Source organism: Thalassobacter sp. HA4-2, assembly GCF_055693705.1.
Genome location: NZ_JBVFUK010000001.1, coordinates 520921 through 537008 on the forward strand (window position 1 = coordinate 520921; position 16088 = coordinate 537008).

Sequence of the window (16088 nt, forward strand, 5' to 3'; positions counted from 1 at the left end):
GGTCGAAAGAGATGTCAGACTATCTCAAACTGCTCGTGCTGGCTGTGATTACGGTTTGTGCCGCAATCGCCGCCAACTACGCGCGCGACGTCGCATACTTGGTCCATGCCATCCTTGTGATGGTGACCGCCGGGGGCCTGTTCCTTTGGCAATTGCGTCGTACAGATGAACCGAAACCAGCACCCGTGAACGAATATATGGATGGTCCAGTGAGAGCTGCGGCCATCGCAACCGTTTTCTGGGGTGTCGTCGGGTTTCTTGCGGGGACGTTCATTGCGTTCCAACTGGCGTTCCCGGTGCTCAACTTTGAATGGGCCCAAGGGTATTTGAACTTTGGCCGTCTGCGCCCGCTGCACACATCGGCGGTCATTTTTGCATTCGGGGGCAACGCCCTGATCGCATCGGCGTTCTACGTGGTGCAGCGCACCTCCGCTGCGCGCATGTGGGGCGGGAACCTGTCGTGGTTCGTGTTCTGGGGCTACCAGTTCTTTATCGTACTGGCCGCAACCGGTTACATCCTGGGCGGGACCCAAGGCAAAGAATACGCCGAACCTGAGTGGTACGTCGACATCTGGCTGACCGTCGTCTGGGTCGCCTTCCTGGCTGTCTACGTGGGCACGCTGGTGAAACGCAAAGAGCCGCACATCTACGTGGCCAACTGGTTCTACCTGGCCTTCATCATCACCGTGGCCATGTTGCACCTTGTGAACAACCTGTCCCTGCCCGTGTCGATCTATGGCTCGCGCTCTGTTCAGGTGATGTCCGGTGTGCAGGATGCGATGACCCAGTGGTGGTACGGCCACAACGCTGTGGGCTTCTTCCTGACTGCGGGCTTCCTGGGCATGATGTACTACTTCATTCCCAAGCAAGCTGACCGTCCGGTGTTTTCGTACAAACTGTCGATCATCCACTTCTGGGCGCTGATCTTCCTGTATATCTGGGCCGGTCCACACCACCTGCACTATACCGCGCTGCCTGACTGGGCCTCGACCCTTGGCATGGTGTTTTCGATCGTGCTGTGGATGCCTAGCTGGGGTGGGATGATCAACGGTCTGATGACGCTGTCAGGCGCCTGGGACAAGCTGCGCACGGACCCCGTGCTGCGGATGATGGTGACCTCGGTCGCGTTCTACGGGATGTCGACCTTCGAGGGGCCGATGATGTCGATCAAGGCCGTGAACTCCCTGTCGCACTACACCGACTGGACGATCGGGCACGTGCACTCCGGCGCGCTTGGCTGGAACGGCATGATCACCTTCGGGATGCTGTACTTCCTGTTCCCCAAACTGTGGAACAAGACGTCGCTCTATTCGCTGAAACTGGTCAGCTGGCACTACTGGTTGGCCACCATCGGGATCGTGCTCTACGCGTCCTCGATGTGGGTGACCGGGATCATGGAAGGCCTGATGTGGCGTGAAGTGGATGCCAACGGGTTCCTTGTGAACAGCTTTGCTGACACCGTATCCGCCAAGTTCCCAATGTATGTGGTCCGTGGCCTGGGTGGGGTAATGTTCCTCGGCGGCTCGCTGATCATGGCTTACAACCTGTGGATGACTGTTGTGAAGGGCGAGGCCAAGGCCGACACCCGCGCAGCTGTCCCCGCCGAATAAGGAGACGAACAGATGTCTATCCTTAACAAACACGGTAAGATCGAGCGTAACGTGACCTTGCTGATGGTGCTGTCTTTCCTGACAGTCTCCATCGGTGGGATCGTCCAGATAGCGCCACTGTTCTACCTGGAAAACACCATCGAGGATGTAGAGGGCATGCGCCCCTACTCCCCGCTGGAGCTGGCCGGGCGTGAGGTCTACATCCGCGAGGGCTGCTATGTCTGCCACTCTCAGATGATCCGGCCCATGCGCGACGAGGTGGAACGCTATGGCCACTATTCGCTGGCGGCGGAATCGCAATACGATCACCCGTTCCAGTGGGGGTCCAAGCGGACCGGGCCTGATCTGGCCCGCGTGGGCGGTCGGTATTCGGACGACTGGCATGTGGATCACCTGATCAACCCCCAGTCGGTCGTGCCTGAATCCATCATGCCCAGCTATGGCTTCTTGATGAACCGCGAAGTGGACGCCGAGATGGTCCGCGATCTGGTCGTCACCCACCGCATGGTCGGCGTGCCCTACACCGATGAAATGGTGGAAAACGCCGTTGCAGACGTGAGTGCGCAAACCGACCCATGGGGGGACGTGGATGCGATCACCGCCCGCTATCCAAAGGCACAAGTCCGTAACTTCGATGGCCAAGAGGCTGTCACGGAAATGGATGCCCTTGTGGCCTACCTGCAAATGCTTGGCACGCTGGTCGACTTCTCGACCTTCATCGCCGACGAAAGCCGTTAAGGAGACCTGATTATGGATACCTATTCAATCACCCGGGAATTCGCTGACAGCTTTGGTTTGCTGGCCATGTTCCTGCTGTTCATGGGGATCATCCTGTTCGCCTTCCGTCCCGGATCGAACAAGATCCACAAGGACATCGCGAACACCCCCTTCCGCAACGAGGATCGGCCCATCGTCGATCAGGAGGATCAGTCATGAGCGATCACGACAAAAAATCCAGAACCCACCAAGAAGGTGACCCGAACACAACGGGTCACAGCTGGGACGGGATCGAGGAATTCGACAACCCGATGCCCCGCTGGTGGCTGTGGACTTTCTATGCCTGTATCATCTGGGGGCTGATCTATGTTGTTCTGTACCCCGCGTGGCCCATGCTGTCGAAGGCCACGCCCGGTTTGCTGGGCTATTCCACCCGAGGCGAAGTCGCTGCTGACATCGCCGCCGTCGAGGCCCAGTTGAAACCCCAGTGGGACAAGCTGGAAACCATAGAGCTGGCCGGTCTTGCAGAGACTGATGCCGACTTGCACGGCTTTGCCGTCAACGGCGGGGCCGCGATCTTCCGCACATGGTGTGCGCAGTGTCACGGGTCCGGTGCGGCAGGCGCGGTGGGCTATCCCAACCTGCTGGATGACGACTGGCTTTGGGGCGGTACGATGGAGGATATCCAGATGACCATCGCCCACGGCATCCGCCAAGAGGAAGACCCTGACAGCCGCTTCAGCCAGATGCCCGCCTTTGGCGACATCTTGGCCGAAGAGGAAGTGGCACAGGTCGTGCACTACGTCCGGGCCCTGTCCGGGGCCGACCATGATGCAGACCTCGCGGCTGCGGGCACCGAGCTGTTCCTCGACAATTGTTCCAGCTGTCACATGGAAGATGGCACAGGCGATATCTACCAAGGTGCGCCGAACCTGACCGATGCCATCTGGCTGTACGGCGGGTCCGTGGATGCGCTGACCTATACGGTCAACAACGCGCGCTACGGGGTCATGCCATCGTGGAACACGCGTTTGACCGAGGGTGAAATCCGCGCCGTCACGGCCTACGTCCACCAGTTGGGCGGCGGCGAGTAAGCCTTACGCCCGCATTTTCCGGCGGTCCTCCCGTCTGCCGGAAAGACAGCACCGGTCCCTGCCTGTTCGCGCAAGGGGGCCGGTGTTTTGCTTTTTGACACAGGTCAAGGTGCGTGCAGTCGTCCTGGGCTAGTGTGGGAATCACAGACGTAGTGCCCGGATCACCACTCCCCTCCTCTCCGGGCGTCCCAACCCAAAGCGAGCCCACGATGTCAACGACACCGGACAAGCCTCCATCTCTATACGCCGCACAAGAACCCATCTTCCCGCGTGACGTAAAAGGTTGGTTCCGCAGATTCAAATGGGGCGTGATGTTGGTCACGCTGGGCATCTACTACCTTGTCCCGTGGATTCGCTGGGACCGCGGCCCAGAATTGCCGGACCAAGCGGTGCTGCTGGATCTGGCCGGGCGGCGCTTTTTCTTCTTTTGGGTCGAGATCTGGCCCCACGAATTCTACTTCGTCGCCATGCTGTTGATCATGGCGGGTTTGGGGCTGTTCCTGTTCACCTCGGCCCTGGGTCGGGTGTGGTGCGGGTATGCCTGCCCCCAAACCGTCTGGACCGATCTTTTCATCGCCGTGGAGCGTTGGATCGAAGGCGACCGCAACGCCCGTGTGCGTCTGTGGAAGGCCAAGTGGGACGCCCGCAAATGGCGCCTGCGCCTGACCAAGTGGACGGTCTGGCTGTTCATCTCGGTCGCAACCGGTGGGGCATGGGTTTTCTACTTCACCGACGCGCCGACCCTGCTGCGCGACCTGCTGACCTTCAGCGCGCACCCGATCGCCTACACCACGATCGCCATTCTGACTGCGACGACCTTCATCTTTGGCGGGTTCATGCGCGAGCAAATCTGTCTGTACGCCTGCCCATGGCCCCGGATCCAAGGTGCCATGATGGACGAGGATACCCTGACCGTGGCCTACCGCGATTGGCGCGGAGAGCCGCGCGGCAAGAAGCGCAGCGCGGACACAGGGGACTGTATTGACTGCATGGCCTGTGTGAACGTCTGCCCAACGGGGGTGGACATTCGCGATGGGCAACAGATGGGCTGCATCACCTGTGGTCTTTGCATCGACGCCTGCGACGACATCATGGAGAAGATCGGCAAGCCACGCGGGCTGATCGACTACATGGCGCTGACGGACGAAACCCGCGAACGGGCAGGAGAGCCGATCAAACCCGTGATCAGTCACATCCTGCGCCCCCGCACGATCATCTACACCCTGCTCTGGGGCGGGATCGGTATAGCCCTCGTGGTCCTGCTGTTCATGCGGTCCGCCATCGACATGACCGTGGCCCCGATCCGCAACCCGGTGAACGTGATCCTGTCCGATGGGTCCATCCGCAACACCTACGACATTCGCCTGCGCAATATGTCTGGCCGGGAAAAGCCGTTCTACATCTCGATCAAGGGCGACGAGGACTTGATCCTCCAGCTGGAGGGGCGCGACGGCCAAGTCACCTACGTGCCCGCCAATGAGACATACCTGCAACGCGTCTACGTTATTGCCCCTAGTGGGTCTGACGTGGCCGCCGAACACCGCACGGACCTGCGCTTCTGGGTTGATGATTTCATCAACGAGGAACGCGCCCACACCGACACCGCATTCTTTGGGAGGACACCAGAATGACTGCAACCAACACGGACACCCCCGTCAAGGAACTGACTGGCGGCAAATTCTTTGCCATCATGGTCACCATGTTCGGGATCATCATCACCGTGAACGTCTTTATGGCCTATTCGGCGATCTCGACCTTTCCCGGGCTGGTGGTCAAAAACGGCTATATTGCCTCGCAGACGTTTGACGATGAACGGGCCGCGCAACAAGCCCTGGGCCTGACCTTCGCCGCCGCCTACGAAAATGGCACAGTGCACGTGAACATCGACAGCCTTGCCGCGATGCCGCCCCAAGTGGCCGAAGTGACCGTTGTGATCGGACGTCCAACCCACGACCGGGATGACATTGCGCTGCCCGTGGAACGTGTGGCCGGTGGCTATGCCGGGACCGTTGATCTGGAACCGGGCGCTTGGGTTGTGCGTCTGACCGGCACCGTGGCGGATGGTACGCCCTTCCGCTACGACATGGGGCTCGCGGTGCGTCGCTGACCCATGACCTACGTTGCTGAACATTCTCGGCCCATGGCCTGCCCCGCTTGTGTGGGGTTGCCGGATATGCCCCAAGACGCAGGTGTGACCGAGGGGGACATCATCCTTGCCCTGCCCTCCATCCATTGCGCCGCGTGCATTTCCGGGGTCGAGCGTGTTTTGGCCAAGGTGCCCGGTGTCAGCCAGTCGCGGGTCAACCTGACCCTGCACCGGGTCATGATCCGCGCCACCTCCGACGTCACCCCGGATGACTTGATCGAGATTTTGACCGATGCAGGCTATCCGGCCCAAGAACTAGACGCCGCCCTGCTCGAGGCCGGTGGGCGCGACGATCACGGGCGGATGTTGCTGATGCGTCTGGGTGTGGCAGGCTTTGCCATGATGAACGTCATGCTGCTTTCGGTGGCAGTCTGGTCCGGGGCGGATGCGTCCACGCGGGATATGATGCACTGGATTTCGGCGGCGATCACCCTGCCGGCCATCGTGTTCTGCGCCCAGCCTTTCTTTGTGTCGGCGTGGTCGGCCCTGCGCGGACGGCGTTTGAACATGGACGTGCCGATTGTTCTGGCGATCTTGCTGGCGGCGGGCACGTCGCTTTATGAAACCGCGCTCAGTGGGCATCACGCGTATTTTGATGCGGCCATTACGCTCACGTTCTTTCTGCTGGCAGGCCGGTATCTGGACCACCGCACCCGCGCCTCTGCCCAATCCGCCGCGCAAGAGCTTTCGGCCCTCGAAGTCCACCGCGCCCTCAAGATTGTCGGCCTCACCGAAGTGGTCGTCCCCGTGGCGGAACTTCGCGCAGGTGATCTGGTGCGTGTCATGCCCGGTGCACGCTTTCCGGTGGACGGTGTCGTGCGCGCTGGCCAAAGCGAGGTGGACACCTCGTTCCTGACAGGTGAAAGCCTGCCTGCCTTTGTGGGGCAGGGCGGGACGGTCCATGCAGGCGCCATCAACCTGACCGGGCCGCTCGACGTGACCGTGACGGCGGCGGGCGAAGACACGTCCTTGCGCCAGATTGCCAACCTTGTGGCGGTCGCGGAAAGTGGCCGCGCGCGGTACACATCGCTGGCCGATCAGGCGGCGAAACTCTACGCCCCCGGCGTCCACATCCTGTCGGTTTTGGCGGCGGCGGGGTGGTTCATCTACACCCAAGACATGCGCGTGTCCCTAAACATCGCGGCGGCGGTCCTGATCATCACCTGCCCCTGTGCCCTTGGCCTCGCGGTGCCTGCGGTGACAACGGCGGCCAGTGGTCGGCTGTACCGCAGGGGCCTGCTGGTCAAACACGAAACCGCGTTGGAGCGTTTGGCCGAGGTCGACACAATCGTGTTCGACAAGACCGGCACCCTGACCGAAGGCGCGCCGTGCCCGACCAACCTGACCGATTTGACCCAAGCACAAGCGGCGCTGGTGCTGGCCTTGTCCCAAGGCTCTGCCCATCCGTTGTCCATGTCCCTTTGCGCCGCCTTGCGTAGGGTGGGTGTCTCGGCGGCTGATGTCGCGGACGTGACCGAGGTGCCCGGTTTTGGCGTCCAAGGCACGTTGGACGGTCGCATGGTCCGCTTGGGGCGCGGGTCGTGGGTCGGTGCATTGACCGAGGCAGAGACGACCGCAACCTACCTGCAAATGGGCGATGATCTTCCCTTGGCCCTGACGTTCGAGGATTCCTTGCGCGAAGGTGCGCAACAAGCCGTCGCCGGTCTGCGCGCCATGGGCAAAAACGTGATCATGCTGTCGGGCGACGCCCATGCGCCTGTGGCGCGACTGGCCCATGCGGTCGGCATCACCGACTACACGTCGCAGATGCTGCCAGCCGACAAGGCGGCGATGATCCAAGACATGTCCGACGCGGGTCACAAGGTGATGATGATCGGGGATGGCCTGAACGATACGGCGGCACTGGCCGCGGCCCATGTATCCATGTCCCCCGCCTCTGCCCTGGATGCGGCGCGCATGGCCTCTGATATCGTATTGGTGAAATCCGACTTGTCAGTTGTGCCCGATATGGTCGCCTTGGCGGGCCAAGCGCGCAAACGCATCCGCGAGAACTTCCGTCTGGCAACATGGTACAACGTGCTGGCCGTTCCATTGGCGATTGCCGGTCTCGCGACCCCATTGATTGCAGCACTGGCTATGTCCGCATCGTCCCTGACGGTGTCCCTTAACGCCCTGCGGCTGCGCAAGTAAGGAGAGAGCATGAGCGTCTTGGCATATCTGATCCCGGTCTCTTTGTTCCTTGGCTTGGTGGGTCTGGTCGCGTTCCTTTGGACGTTGAACGCGCGGCAATACGACGATCCCGAAGGGGACGCCCAACGCATTTTGCGTACCGATTACGACGATGTCCCTAAGGCCTAGCGCTCTGCAGTGCGGTCAGGGCCGTTTGCACACGCCGCGCCCGGGCACCGTCCATGGCGCGAAGGGCTTGGGATTTGGTCTGGCTGCTTTGGTTTTGCAGCACAAGCGCCACGACCGCTGGGTGTTCGGCGTCCAAGTCAGCCTCCCCGACCAAGGCCGCAACCGTTGTGCGCACAACCGCCAAAGAGGGCGCTTTGCGCTGCTTTGGCTGGGCAACGGGCGGTGCCTTACGCTCCAGCCGTTTCAAAAGCGCGCGCGCGCCCCGTCTCAGGTCAGCTTCTGACAGCGCGCCCTCTGGTGCTTTGGCATCCGCTGCGGAGGCCGCCTGTTCCCGCAAAGACTGCAAATCCGGTGCCGCAGTCTCTCGATTTATCAGTTGCAGCAAAAGTCGGGCCCGGTCGCTGACGTCAAGGTCGGCGTTTACGTCAATTTGGGTCGCGGGGGCGGTGGGTTTCGGGGCGGGTTGCATCACATATAACTCCGGACAAGGGCGCTGGTGACGAGGGTCCAACCATCGGCCACAACAAAGAACGCTAGTTTGAAGGGAAGAGAGACGATGGCCGGGGGCACCATCATCATGCCCATGGACATCAGGATCGCGGCCACCACCATGTCGATGATCAGAAACGGCAGAAAGATCAGGAACCCAACCTGGAAAGCGCGGGCGACCTCACTGATCAGGAAAGAGGGGATCAGAACCGACAGCGGCGCTTGATCGGTCTCAGGCACGCCGTCCGGAAACCGAAGCACCGCCATTTCTGCAAACGTATCCGGGTCCACGCGGGCCAGCATGAAGGCACGAAAGGGTTCCATTGTTGGGGCAAAGGCTTGTTCCACGGACAGCGTGCCCTCGACCAAAGGGGACAGCCCTGATCGCCAGCTTTCCATAAAAACCGGCTCCATCACGAAGTAGGTGAGGAACAGCGCCAGACTGATCAGCAGCATATTGGGCGGCGACTGTTGCAACCCGATGCCTTGGCGCAGAATGGCAAGGACCGTCACGATGAACGGAAAACAGGTGATCATGATGGCCAAGCCGGGTGCAAGGCTTAAGACCGTGATCAGGGCGATCAGTTGCAGCGTGCGCGCCGTCAGCGCACCGTCACCCCCAAGATCAATGGAGATATCCTGCGCCTGGGCGCCCTGCGCCGCGAGAATGATCAGCAGAGCAATGGCGAGGCGGCGCATCATGGTCCGTCCTCGCTGACCACGTCAGTCAACTTGACCGCAAGCTGTCCGCCGGTGGTCCCCTCGACCTCCTGCAACTCACCCCGTGCGATCAATCTGTCCCCGATATAGAGTTCGACAGGGTCATTGACCGTGCGATCCAGCTCTAGGATCGTGTCTTGTTGCAACGACATCAATTGTCCGACGGTTGGTCGCGCATGGCCGACACATACGCGTATCTCGACCGGCACCCTGACCAGTGGGTTGTCCTTGATGCTATCCATGTGCTGCGTCCTTGAATGCTAACTGTGTATCGCCAAAAATGCTATCGACCTCGTCGAGAATTCCCATGATATCAACGCTATGGGTCGTTTCACCGACTGTCAGTCGTGCTTGGGACAGGCCCATGGTGGGATCCGTGTGTACGTCGACTTCGGGCAGGTCGGGATGGGCGCGCAAGAAAGAACGTACGGCCTGCGCTTCGTCCTCCGAGACCGTGATTGCCACGGCAACGGATCCTGCGGCGGGCATTTGCGTTTGGATCATTTCAACGAGGTGATGCTTAAAGCTGTGTTGGGCGATGCGTGGCAGGATCTTGTCGAGCAGTTCGCCGAGAAACCCCTGAACATCTGTGTTGACCCGGTGTTGAACCGCTTCGATCTGCGTCTGCATTTCAGAAAGGCGCAGGCCCAGTGCCTCTGACACGCGTTGTTCGGTGTCCTTGATATTGGTCAGACAGTCCTCCCAGCCGTCGCGATAGGCGGCCTCGGTCATTTTTGCGATTTGATCGTCGCTTGGACCAGCGGGCGCCGGGGCGGATGTCGTGACCGAAGCCACGGGTTGGGCGAAATCTTCCCAGATGAACGGAGCGGCGCTCATTGCACTTCCTCCTCGGATTCATCCATCCATCCGCGCAGGATTTCGACTGTTTCTTCGCGCCGATCTTCGATCAGCTGCATCAAACGCTCGACCGGGTCCTGATCGTCTTCGGCGCCGGTTCCGGCCTGAGGTGTCATGAATTGGCTGAGGTCTGCGACCGTTCCAAGGGCCGGCATTTCAAAGGCCTCGTCGCCATCCTCAATTGTGCCGTCCATGGGCGGCAAGTCTGGCAAGCTGAAGTTGGAGCCGTCAGCCTGGCCCTGCATCGCGGCGGGCGCCCCCAAGGCTGGGGGCAGCTGCGTTGCCCCTTGCAAGGCGGGCGCATTTGGTGCGGGCAACGCCGCCGGTTTGCTTTGCTTCAGCATCGGGCGGAGCACAAAGAAGGCAAGCGCAAATACGATTGCCGCCAAAACCAACTGCTGAAGGACGGCCGTCAGGTCGACAGGCTGTAACCATGAGGGCGCGGCACCTGGTGTGCCAAGGATGTCGGGTACGGGCTGCAACTCCAAAGACTTGATCGTCACGGCATCACCGCGTTCGGCGGAAAAACCCACGGCGGACTTTACGAGGTCTTCAAGCACCTCCAACTCCGCCTCCGGGCGGGCTTGCCATTGATATGTCCCCTCCGTTCCTGCCGTGCGCAACCCGTCCACAAGAACCGCCACCGTGATCCTTTCGATCTGACCGCTGTCCCGTTGAATCCGTCGTTCCGTGGCCGATACGTCGTAGTTGATGCGTTCCCGTGTCGATGTATCCTCGGAGTTTGACCGCCGTTCCCCCGCACCTGCGTCACCCTCGGGCAGGTTACTGGCCACGGTGACGGCATTCTGACTGCCCGTGTCGGACGAAACGGTCGCACGCTCTTCTATCTCGGTGCTGATGACGACGCGGCTGGCGGGGTCTACGACCCGTTCGATCAACTGCACATCGTCGCCGTTCGTATCGACGCTGACCTCAACAACAAAATTGCCGGCACCCAGTCGCGCGGTCAGCAGCCTTTCAACCCGTTGTTGCAGAAGCAACGCCTTGTCTTGCGCATCGCTTAACCCTGTGTCCGCGTCCGAGTTAGACAAAAGACGTCCAGAGTTTGCGTCAAGGACGGAAACATCTTCTGCCAGCAATCCGGGCGTTGCGGAGGCCACCAAGAACTGGATTGCGCGCGTTTGCTCGCCCGTCAGGGCCCCTTGTCGGGCGCTGACCGATACCGAGGCGGTTGGGCGTACGTCCCTTTGAAAGGGCGCAGCTGTCGATTTGGCGATATGCACCCGTGCCATCTGGATAGCAGGCCCGGCCATGATGGTGCGGGCCAACTCCCCCTCCTTGGCGCGCCAGTATGCGGCGTCAAACATTTGCGATGTTGTCCCAAAGCCGGACATCCCGTCCAATAACTCATAGCCGGCGGCCCCATTTGCGGGCAGGCCCTGGCCGGCCAAGGTCAGGCGCAGGCGGTCGCGCTCGGTCGATGGGACATAGACCGACGTGCCCTCAACCCGGTACGGCACCCCTTCTTGGTCCAATGCGGCGACAACGTCTCCGGCCGATGTGGCGTCCATTTGGGCGTAAAGCAGCGACATCGTCGGGGCTGTTGCCGTGCGCGCGATGAAAAAGACCGTTGTAAGAAGCGCAATCCCCGCCAGCGCCCCAATGACCCTGTTCTGTACCGACAGTCCCGTCCAAGTCGTAGCAATACGTTCCAAAGGCATTCTCCTTCAATCACCACTCTTTTGAGTGCCGTTGCGGAACAATTGCTGAACGAAATTAACAACCGGTTAGCTATAGGCCGGTATTTCAATCCCAATCGCAGATTTGGGAAAAAACATGACGGATACGACAGACATCCCCGAAGAGTCGCCCAAGAAGGGCAGCAAACTGCCGCTTCTGGCCGCCTGTCTTGTTGCGCTCTTGGGCGCGGGTGGCGCGTTCTATGCAACCTTTAGCGGGATGCTTTTTACGGGCCAACCCTCAGAAATAACAGAACAATCGTCAGAAACCACGCAGGGTATGGACGTCGAGTTTCTGGCGCTGGACCCCATGATCATCTCCATCAACGAAGGTGACAGAGTGCGACAGCTCAGATTTTCGGCGCACCTCGAAGTATCCGGCGATTCGCTCAGCCGCGTATCGGACCTGTCCCCGCGCATCGTGGATGTTCTGAACACTTATTTGCGGGCCGTTGATCTGGCCCTGCTCGAAGATCGCCGCGCGCTGATCCAGCTGCGGGCGCATATGTTGCACCGGGTGCAGATCGTAGTTGGCGATGATGTCGTGCGCGATCTTTTGATCACTGAATTTGTCCTCGTTTAGGAGCGTATCATGCTGTCTCTTATTTCTGACGCTCTGCTGTTTGCCGCTGCTCTTGGTGCAGGGGTCTACTGCTTTGTGCTTTCGCGAAAAATCAAGCGGCTCAACGGGTTCGAATCCGGTGTCGGTGGTGCCATTGCCGTATTGTCGAAACAGGTCGATGATATGAAGCGTGCACTTGAGAAGGCCGAAAAGCAGGCCGGATCGGCAACGGCTGGCCTGCGCGAGGCCATCGTCGAAGGTGAACAGATCGCCGATCGGCTAGAGTTGATGATGGCGTCTTTGCACGACGTCGCTGATCCTCCCGAGGACACATTTGTGCAGGCCAAACCATCCGCGCCCCCAGTTGAAACCGAGGAACCCGAGGTTCCATTCTTTCATGCCCGTCGGGCGCGTTTTTCGGGAACGGACTGATGGCGCAGGTCGCAAAGCGCAAGATAACCGGCTTGGTGCCCACACTGGTTCTGCTGTTTCTGGCGTCTGCTGCGTTTCGCTTGGCAGACGTGGGTGTTGCTATCGCCGAAGATACGCAGGACCTTTTCCCGCCCCAGCAGATGCAGACCACACCAGAGTTGGCCATCATCGCCGAAGACTTGCTGGCCGAAAAAGCACGGTTGGAGGATTGGAACCGCAGGCTGGAGCTGCGCGCACAGGATCTTGCCGTGGCCGAGGTCGAAATCCGCGAGGCGCTGACCCAGCTCGAAGCAACAGAGCAGGCCCTTGCCGCACGCATGAGCGCATCCTCCAGCGCGGCCGATGACGATTTGGGCCAGCTGACAGCGGTCTACGAGGCCATGAAGCCGAAAGAAGCGGCCGCGATCTTCGAGGCCATGCCGCCGGAATTCGCTGCCGGTTTTCTGTCACGCATGCAGCCGCCCTCTGCGGCGGCGGTCTTTGCAGGCCTGTCGCCGGAGCAGGCCTATTCCGTCAGCGTGGTCTTGGCCGGGCGCAATGCAAACGCAGTCAGAGAGTGATCAAAAATGCTAGGTGTAATCGGAATTATCTGTGTCTTTGCCATGGTCTTTGGCGGCTACATCGCGGCCGGTGGCAAAATGGATATCATCCTCAAGGCGCTCCCCTACGAGATGACGATGATTGGTGGCGCGGCTGTGGGCGCATTCTTGATCGCCAACGACATGTCGGCGGTCAAACACACGCTTAAAGACATCGCCAAGGTCTTTAAGGGACCGCAGTGGAAAAAGCAGGACTACAAAGATCTATTGTGTCTTCTGTTCGCCTTGATCCGCCTTGGTCGCCAAAACGCAGTGGCCCTTGAAGAACATATCGAGGCGCCCGCGACCTCGTCCATTTTTCAGGAATACCCACGTATCTTGGCCGATGCAGAGGTCATTAACCTGATCTGCGACACCCTGCGCGCCGTTTCTATGAACTACGATGATCCGCACCAAGTCGAAGAGGTGTTGGAAAAGCGGATGGATGCCAATGCGCACCATGCCGAACACTCCTCTCATGCCTTGCAAACGGTGGCCGATGGCCTGCCTGCCCTTGGGATTGTTGCGGCGGTGCTGGGGGTGATCAAGACGATGGGGTCCATTGATCAACCGCCAGAGGTACTGGGCAAATTGATTGGTGGCGCGCTTGTCGGGACGTTTCTAGGCGTGTTTCTGGCCTATGGTCTGGTGGGTCCGTTTGCGGCGCGGCTGAAGACCATCATGGAAGAAGACGCGCATTTTTACGAACTTGTCCGCGAAGTATTGGTGGCCAACTTGCACAACCATGCCACGAACATCTGCATTGAGGTCGGACGCCAGAATACACCAACGCACAATCGGCCCAGCTTTGCCGACCTCGAAGAAGCGCTGAAATCGGTGCAGATGACATGAAGCGGTTTTGGATCGTATTGGCGGCTTGGATGTGCTCGGCCCAACCCGGGCAGGCGCAGCAGATCACGGCGCGCTCTGGCGAACACAGTGATTTTTCCCGAATCGTGTTCGAATATCCTGCGGATCAGTCGTGGGCCGTGGAACGGACCGGGGACGGCCATGTGGTGACCTTGTCAAACACGCTTCGCGTGGATGTCGCAGGGGTGTTGGGGCGCCTTCCAAGTGGTCGGTTGAACGCAATTTCGTCCGCGGCCGGCGAAATCACTCTCAATCATGCATGCGATTGTTCAGTAGAGGTTTTTCGTTTCGACAATGCGTTTCTTGTGATTGATCTGGCGGGCGCGCCCGAGGCGGCAGCGCCGGAATCCGTTGCCAGCGTAGCGCTGCCATTGCAGTTCAACGCGGTTGCAGACGCCACGGTGATTGACCCGCGCGCGGCGAACCTCGGTGCTGTCCACACACAACAGAACCCGGCACCTGACGTGGATTCGGCGCTGCAGGATTTAGTGGCAGAGGCGTTGGATCGGTCAATGGTGGCACACACGGCCCTTGATCAAATGCAAGTCGGCACCGCTGAACCCGGCGCGGCACAGTCTCAATTTACGATCTCGTCGGGATTGCGGCAGGGTTTGGATGCGTTTGACGCCAGCGCGGACGCGAAATGCCAAGGTGCTGTGCCGCGTCTTGATCTGGCAGCCTGGAACGACCCAAAGGACGTGATGGACCGGTTGGGCGCACTGCGGCAAGCGGGCGTCACCCCGGCCTTGGATGTGGATCTCGACGCCGCAAAGGACCTCGCCGTGGCTTACATATCGCTTCGTTTCGGGGCAGAGGCGCGTGCAGTTCTGCGCGCCTATGGGCTGAACGATCCACAACTGCTGGCCGCAAGCCAGATCATGGACGGAGTCACGCCGCTCGTGTCCCCCTTCGCTGACATGATGGCTTGCGCGGATCACAGCGCCCTTTGGTTCGTGCTGGGCGCGCGCGATGCCATAGACCCGGCAACCCTGAACCAAAGGGCGGTTTTGGGCACAATTTCCCAGATACGTGGGCCCAATCGGATGTTCGTCATTGAGCGTGTTTTGCGGAAGATACCGGAAAATACGATGCTGGCGCGAGAGCTTGCCGTGGAACGCGAAGCCCAGCAAAAGGACGCGGCACCAGACTTGGCATCGGCGGTCAATGATCCCGGATCACCCCCCGTGTTGGCGGCTATGCTGGAGGAGAACGCCTCCCGCGGCGCAGCCACCTCCGAGGTACAGCGTGGCCTTGCAGCCTCGGTTTTGCGCACGATACCACGGGATCAGGCGTATGATCGGCTGGCGAATGCCTTGGTCATCTCGCACCTTTGGGCACAAGACGTAGAGGCCGCATCGGATCTAATGATCGAAGCGTCGCCCGAAGCGGCCCTGCACGCGGATGATATCATCACCACAGCGACGCGAGCTTTGGGCTCTGTCCTTTTGGCGCAGTTTTTGTTGCTGACCGAAGACCAGGGTGTTTTGGCCGAGGCGGGCCTTGCAACGCGTGCGGCAGCCCTTTCCCAACTGGCGGCCGTGGGACATGGCCTGACGGCCCTCAGGCTGCTGGACGAAGACCCGGCCCGTGGCCAAAGCGTCATGCAAGAAGTGCGTGTCGAAGCGCTTCTGTCCTTGGGGGATGCCGCCCGCGCCGTGCCTCGCTTGGCCGAGGTCCCCATTGCGAGCCAGCCCGCCCTTGCCGAACGCGCAGCGTGGCTTGCGGGCAATCCGATGATCGCCCGTCCGGGGGTGCGGTCGGCGGAATTGGAATGGATCGCGGGGGATCCGGCTGTCCTTGCCGCCACCCCGGATGCCGACGCACGCGCGACATTGGCCCAATATGCCACGCGCGCATCTGTACCGGCTGCGGATACATCCCTTGCTGCGGCCAATGATCAGCTGGAACAGAGCCAACGGCTCCGCGGCGCGATTTCGCAGCTACTGGACGAGGGCCGCTAACCTCTTGGTAACGATGTTCCGATAGCCAGAGC

At 60.4% G+C, this 16088-nt stretch carries 18 protein-coding genes; 13 read left to right on the forward strand and 5 right to left on the reverse strand.

The window, feature by feature from the left end:
* The first annotated feature begins 11 nt into the window (after positions 1 to 11).
* From ccoN to ccoS, 8 genes are all read left to right on the forward strand, one after another.
* Positions 12 to 1610: a cytochrome-c oxidase, cbb3-type subunit I gene (gene ccoN, locus ACZ1G0_RS02600; protein WP_472735509.1), complete on the forward strand. Its 1599-nt coding sequence runs from the start codon at positions 12 to 14 to the stop codon at positions 1608 to 1610.
* A gap of 12 nt (positions 1611 to 1622) precedes the next feature.
* Positions 1623 to 2348, forward strand: a complete 726-nt coding sequence (ccoO, locus tag ACZ1G0_RS02605) for a cytochrome-c oxidase, cbb3-type subunit II (protein WP_472735510.1) — start codon at positions 1623 to 1625, stop codon at positions 2346 to 2348.
* A gap of 12 nt (positions 2349 to 2360) precedes the next feature.
* Complete coding sequence (locus ACZ1G0_RS02610; RefSeq protein ID WP_472735511.1) at positions 2361 to 2546, forward strand: cbb3-type cytochrome c oxidase subunit 3; 186 nt, start codon at positions 2361 to 2363, stop codon at positions 2544 to 2546.
* A complete protein-coding gene (ccoP, locus tag ACZ1G0_RS02615; protein ID WP_472735512.1) occupies positions 2543 to 3421 on the forward strand; it encodes a cytochrome-c oxidase, cbb3-type subunit III in 879 nt (292 codons plus the stop codon). The genes ACZ1G0_RS02610 and ccoP overlap by 4 nt, the downstream gene beginning before the upstream one ends.
* Before the next feature lie 209 nt (positions 3422 to 3630).
* Entirely contained in the window at positions 3631 to 5052 is a 1422-nt protein-coding gene (gene ccoG, locus ACZ1G0_RS02620) for a cytochrome c oxidase accessory protein CcoG (RefSeq protein WP_472735513.1), read from the forward strand.
* Positions 5049 to 5528 (forward strand): FixH family protein, encoded by a 480-nt coding sequence (locus tag ACZ1G0_RS02625; protein WP_472735514.1) that lies wholly within the window; start codon positions 5049 to 5051, stop codon positions 5526 to 5528. Before ccoG ends, ACZ1G0_RS02625 begins: the two co-directional genes overlap by 4 nt.
* A gap of 3 nt (positions 5529 to 5531) precedes the next feature.
* Positions 5532 to 7718 (forward strand): heavy metal translocating P-type ATPase, encoded by a 2187-nt coding sequence (locus ACZ1G0_RS02630; RefSeq protein ID WP_472735515.1) that lies wholly within the window; start codon positions 5532 to 5534, stop codon positions 7716 to 7718.
* A gap of 9 nt (positions 7719 to 7727) precedes the next feature.
* Positions 7728 to 7886: a cbb3-type cytochrome oxidase assembly protein CcoS gene (gene ccoS, locus ACZ1G0_RS02635; RefSeq protein ID WP_472735516.1), complete on the forward strand. Its 159-nt coding sequence runs from the start codon at positions 7728 to 7730 to the stop codon at positions 7884 to 7886.
* On the opposite strand, the gene ACZ1G0_RS02640 is transcribed toward ccoS, so the two are convergent.
* The 5 genes from ACZ1G0_RS02640 to fliF form a co-directional block, all read right to left on the reverse strand.
* Complete coding sequence (locus ACZ1G0_RS02640; RefSeq protein WP_472735517.1) at positions 7876 to 8355, reverse strand: hypothetical protein; 480 nt, start codon at positions 8353 to 8355, stop codon at positions 7876 to 7878. The genes ccoS and ACZ1G0_RS02640 overlap by 11 nt on opposite strands.
* The gene (fliP, locus tag ACZ1G0_RS02645) at positions 8355 to 9077 is read right to left on the reverse strand and encodes a flagellar type III secretion system pore protein FliP (RefSeq protein ID WP_472735518.1); all 723 of its coding nucleotides are present in this window, start codon (positions 9075 to 9077) and stop codon (positions 8355 to 8357) included. Before fliP ends, ACZ1G0_RS02640 begins: the two co-directional genes overlap by 1 nt.
* Complete coding sequence (locus ACZ1G0_RS02650; protein WP_472735519.1) at positions 9074 to 9337, reverse strand: FliM/FliN family flagellar motor switch protein; 264 nt, start codon at positions 9335 to 9337, stop codon at positions 9074 to 9076. Before ACZ1G0_RS02650 ends, fliP begins: the two co-directional genes overlap by 4 nt.
* Entirely contained in the window at positions 9330 to 9827 is a 498-nt protein-coding gene (locus ACZ1G0_RS02655) for a hypothetical protein (protein WP_472735520.1), read from the reverse strand. Before ACZ1G0_RS02655 ends, ACZ1G0_RS02650 begins: the two co-directional genes overlap by 8 nt.
* A 101-nt stretch (positions 9828 to 9928) precedes the next feature.
* Positions 9929 to 11635, reverse strand: coding sequence for a flagellar basal-body MS-ring/collar protein FliF (gene fliF / locus ACZ1G0_RS02660; RefSeq protein ID WP_472735521.1), 1707 nt, complete (start codon positions 11633 to 11635; stop codon positions 9929 to 9931).
* Positions 11636 to 11750: 115 nt separating this feature from the next.
* Here fliF and ACZ1G0_RS02665 point away from each other — a divergent pair, with 115 nt between their 5' ends.
* The 5 genes from ACZ1G0_RS02665 to ACZ1G0_RS02685 are packed head-to-tail and all read left to right on the forward strand — an operon-like array spanning position 11751 to position 16056.
* Positions 11751 to 12236 (forward strand): flagellar basal body-associated FliL family protein, encoded by a 486-nt coding sequence (locus ACZ1G0_RS02665; RefSeq protein ID WP_472735522.1) that lies wholly within the window; start codon positions 11751 to 11753, stop codon positions 12234 to 12236.
* A 9-nt stretch (positions 12237 to 12245) separates the two neighbouring features.
* Positions 12246 to 12647, forward strand: coding sequence for a DUF6468 domain-containing protein (locus ACZ1G0_RS02670; protein WP_472735523.1), 402 nt, complete (start codon positions 12246 to 12248; stop codon positions 12645 to 12647).
* The gene (locus ACZ1G0_RS02675; RefSeq protein ID WP_472735524.1) at positions 12647 to 13207 is read left to right on the forward strand and encodes a MotE family protein; all 561 of its coding nucleotides are present in this window, start codon (positions 12647 to 12649) and stop codon (positions 13205 to 13207) included. Before ACZ1G0_RS02670 ends, ACZ1G0_RS02675 begins: the two co-directional genes overlap by 1 nt.
* 6 nt (positions 13208 to 13213) lie before the next feature.
* Positions 13214 to 14077, forward strand: a complete 864-nt coding sequence (gene motA / locus ACZ1G0_RS02680; RefSeq protein ID WP_472735525.1) for a flagellar motor stator protein MotA — start codon at positions 13214 to 13216, stop codon at positions 14075 to 14077.
* On the forward strand, positions 14074 to 16056 hold the full coding sequence (locus ACZ1G0_RS02685; protein ID WP_472735526.1) for a hypothetical protein: 1983 nt from the start codon (positions 14074 to 14076) through the stop codon (positions 16054 to 16056). Before motA ends, ACZ1G0_RS02685 begins: the two co-directional genes overlap by 4 nt.
* The last annotated feature ends 32 nt before the right edge of the window (positions 16057 to 16088 follow it).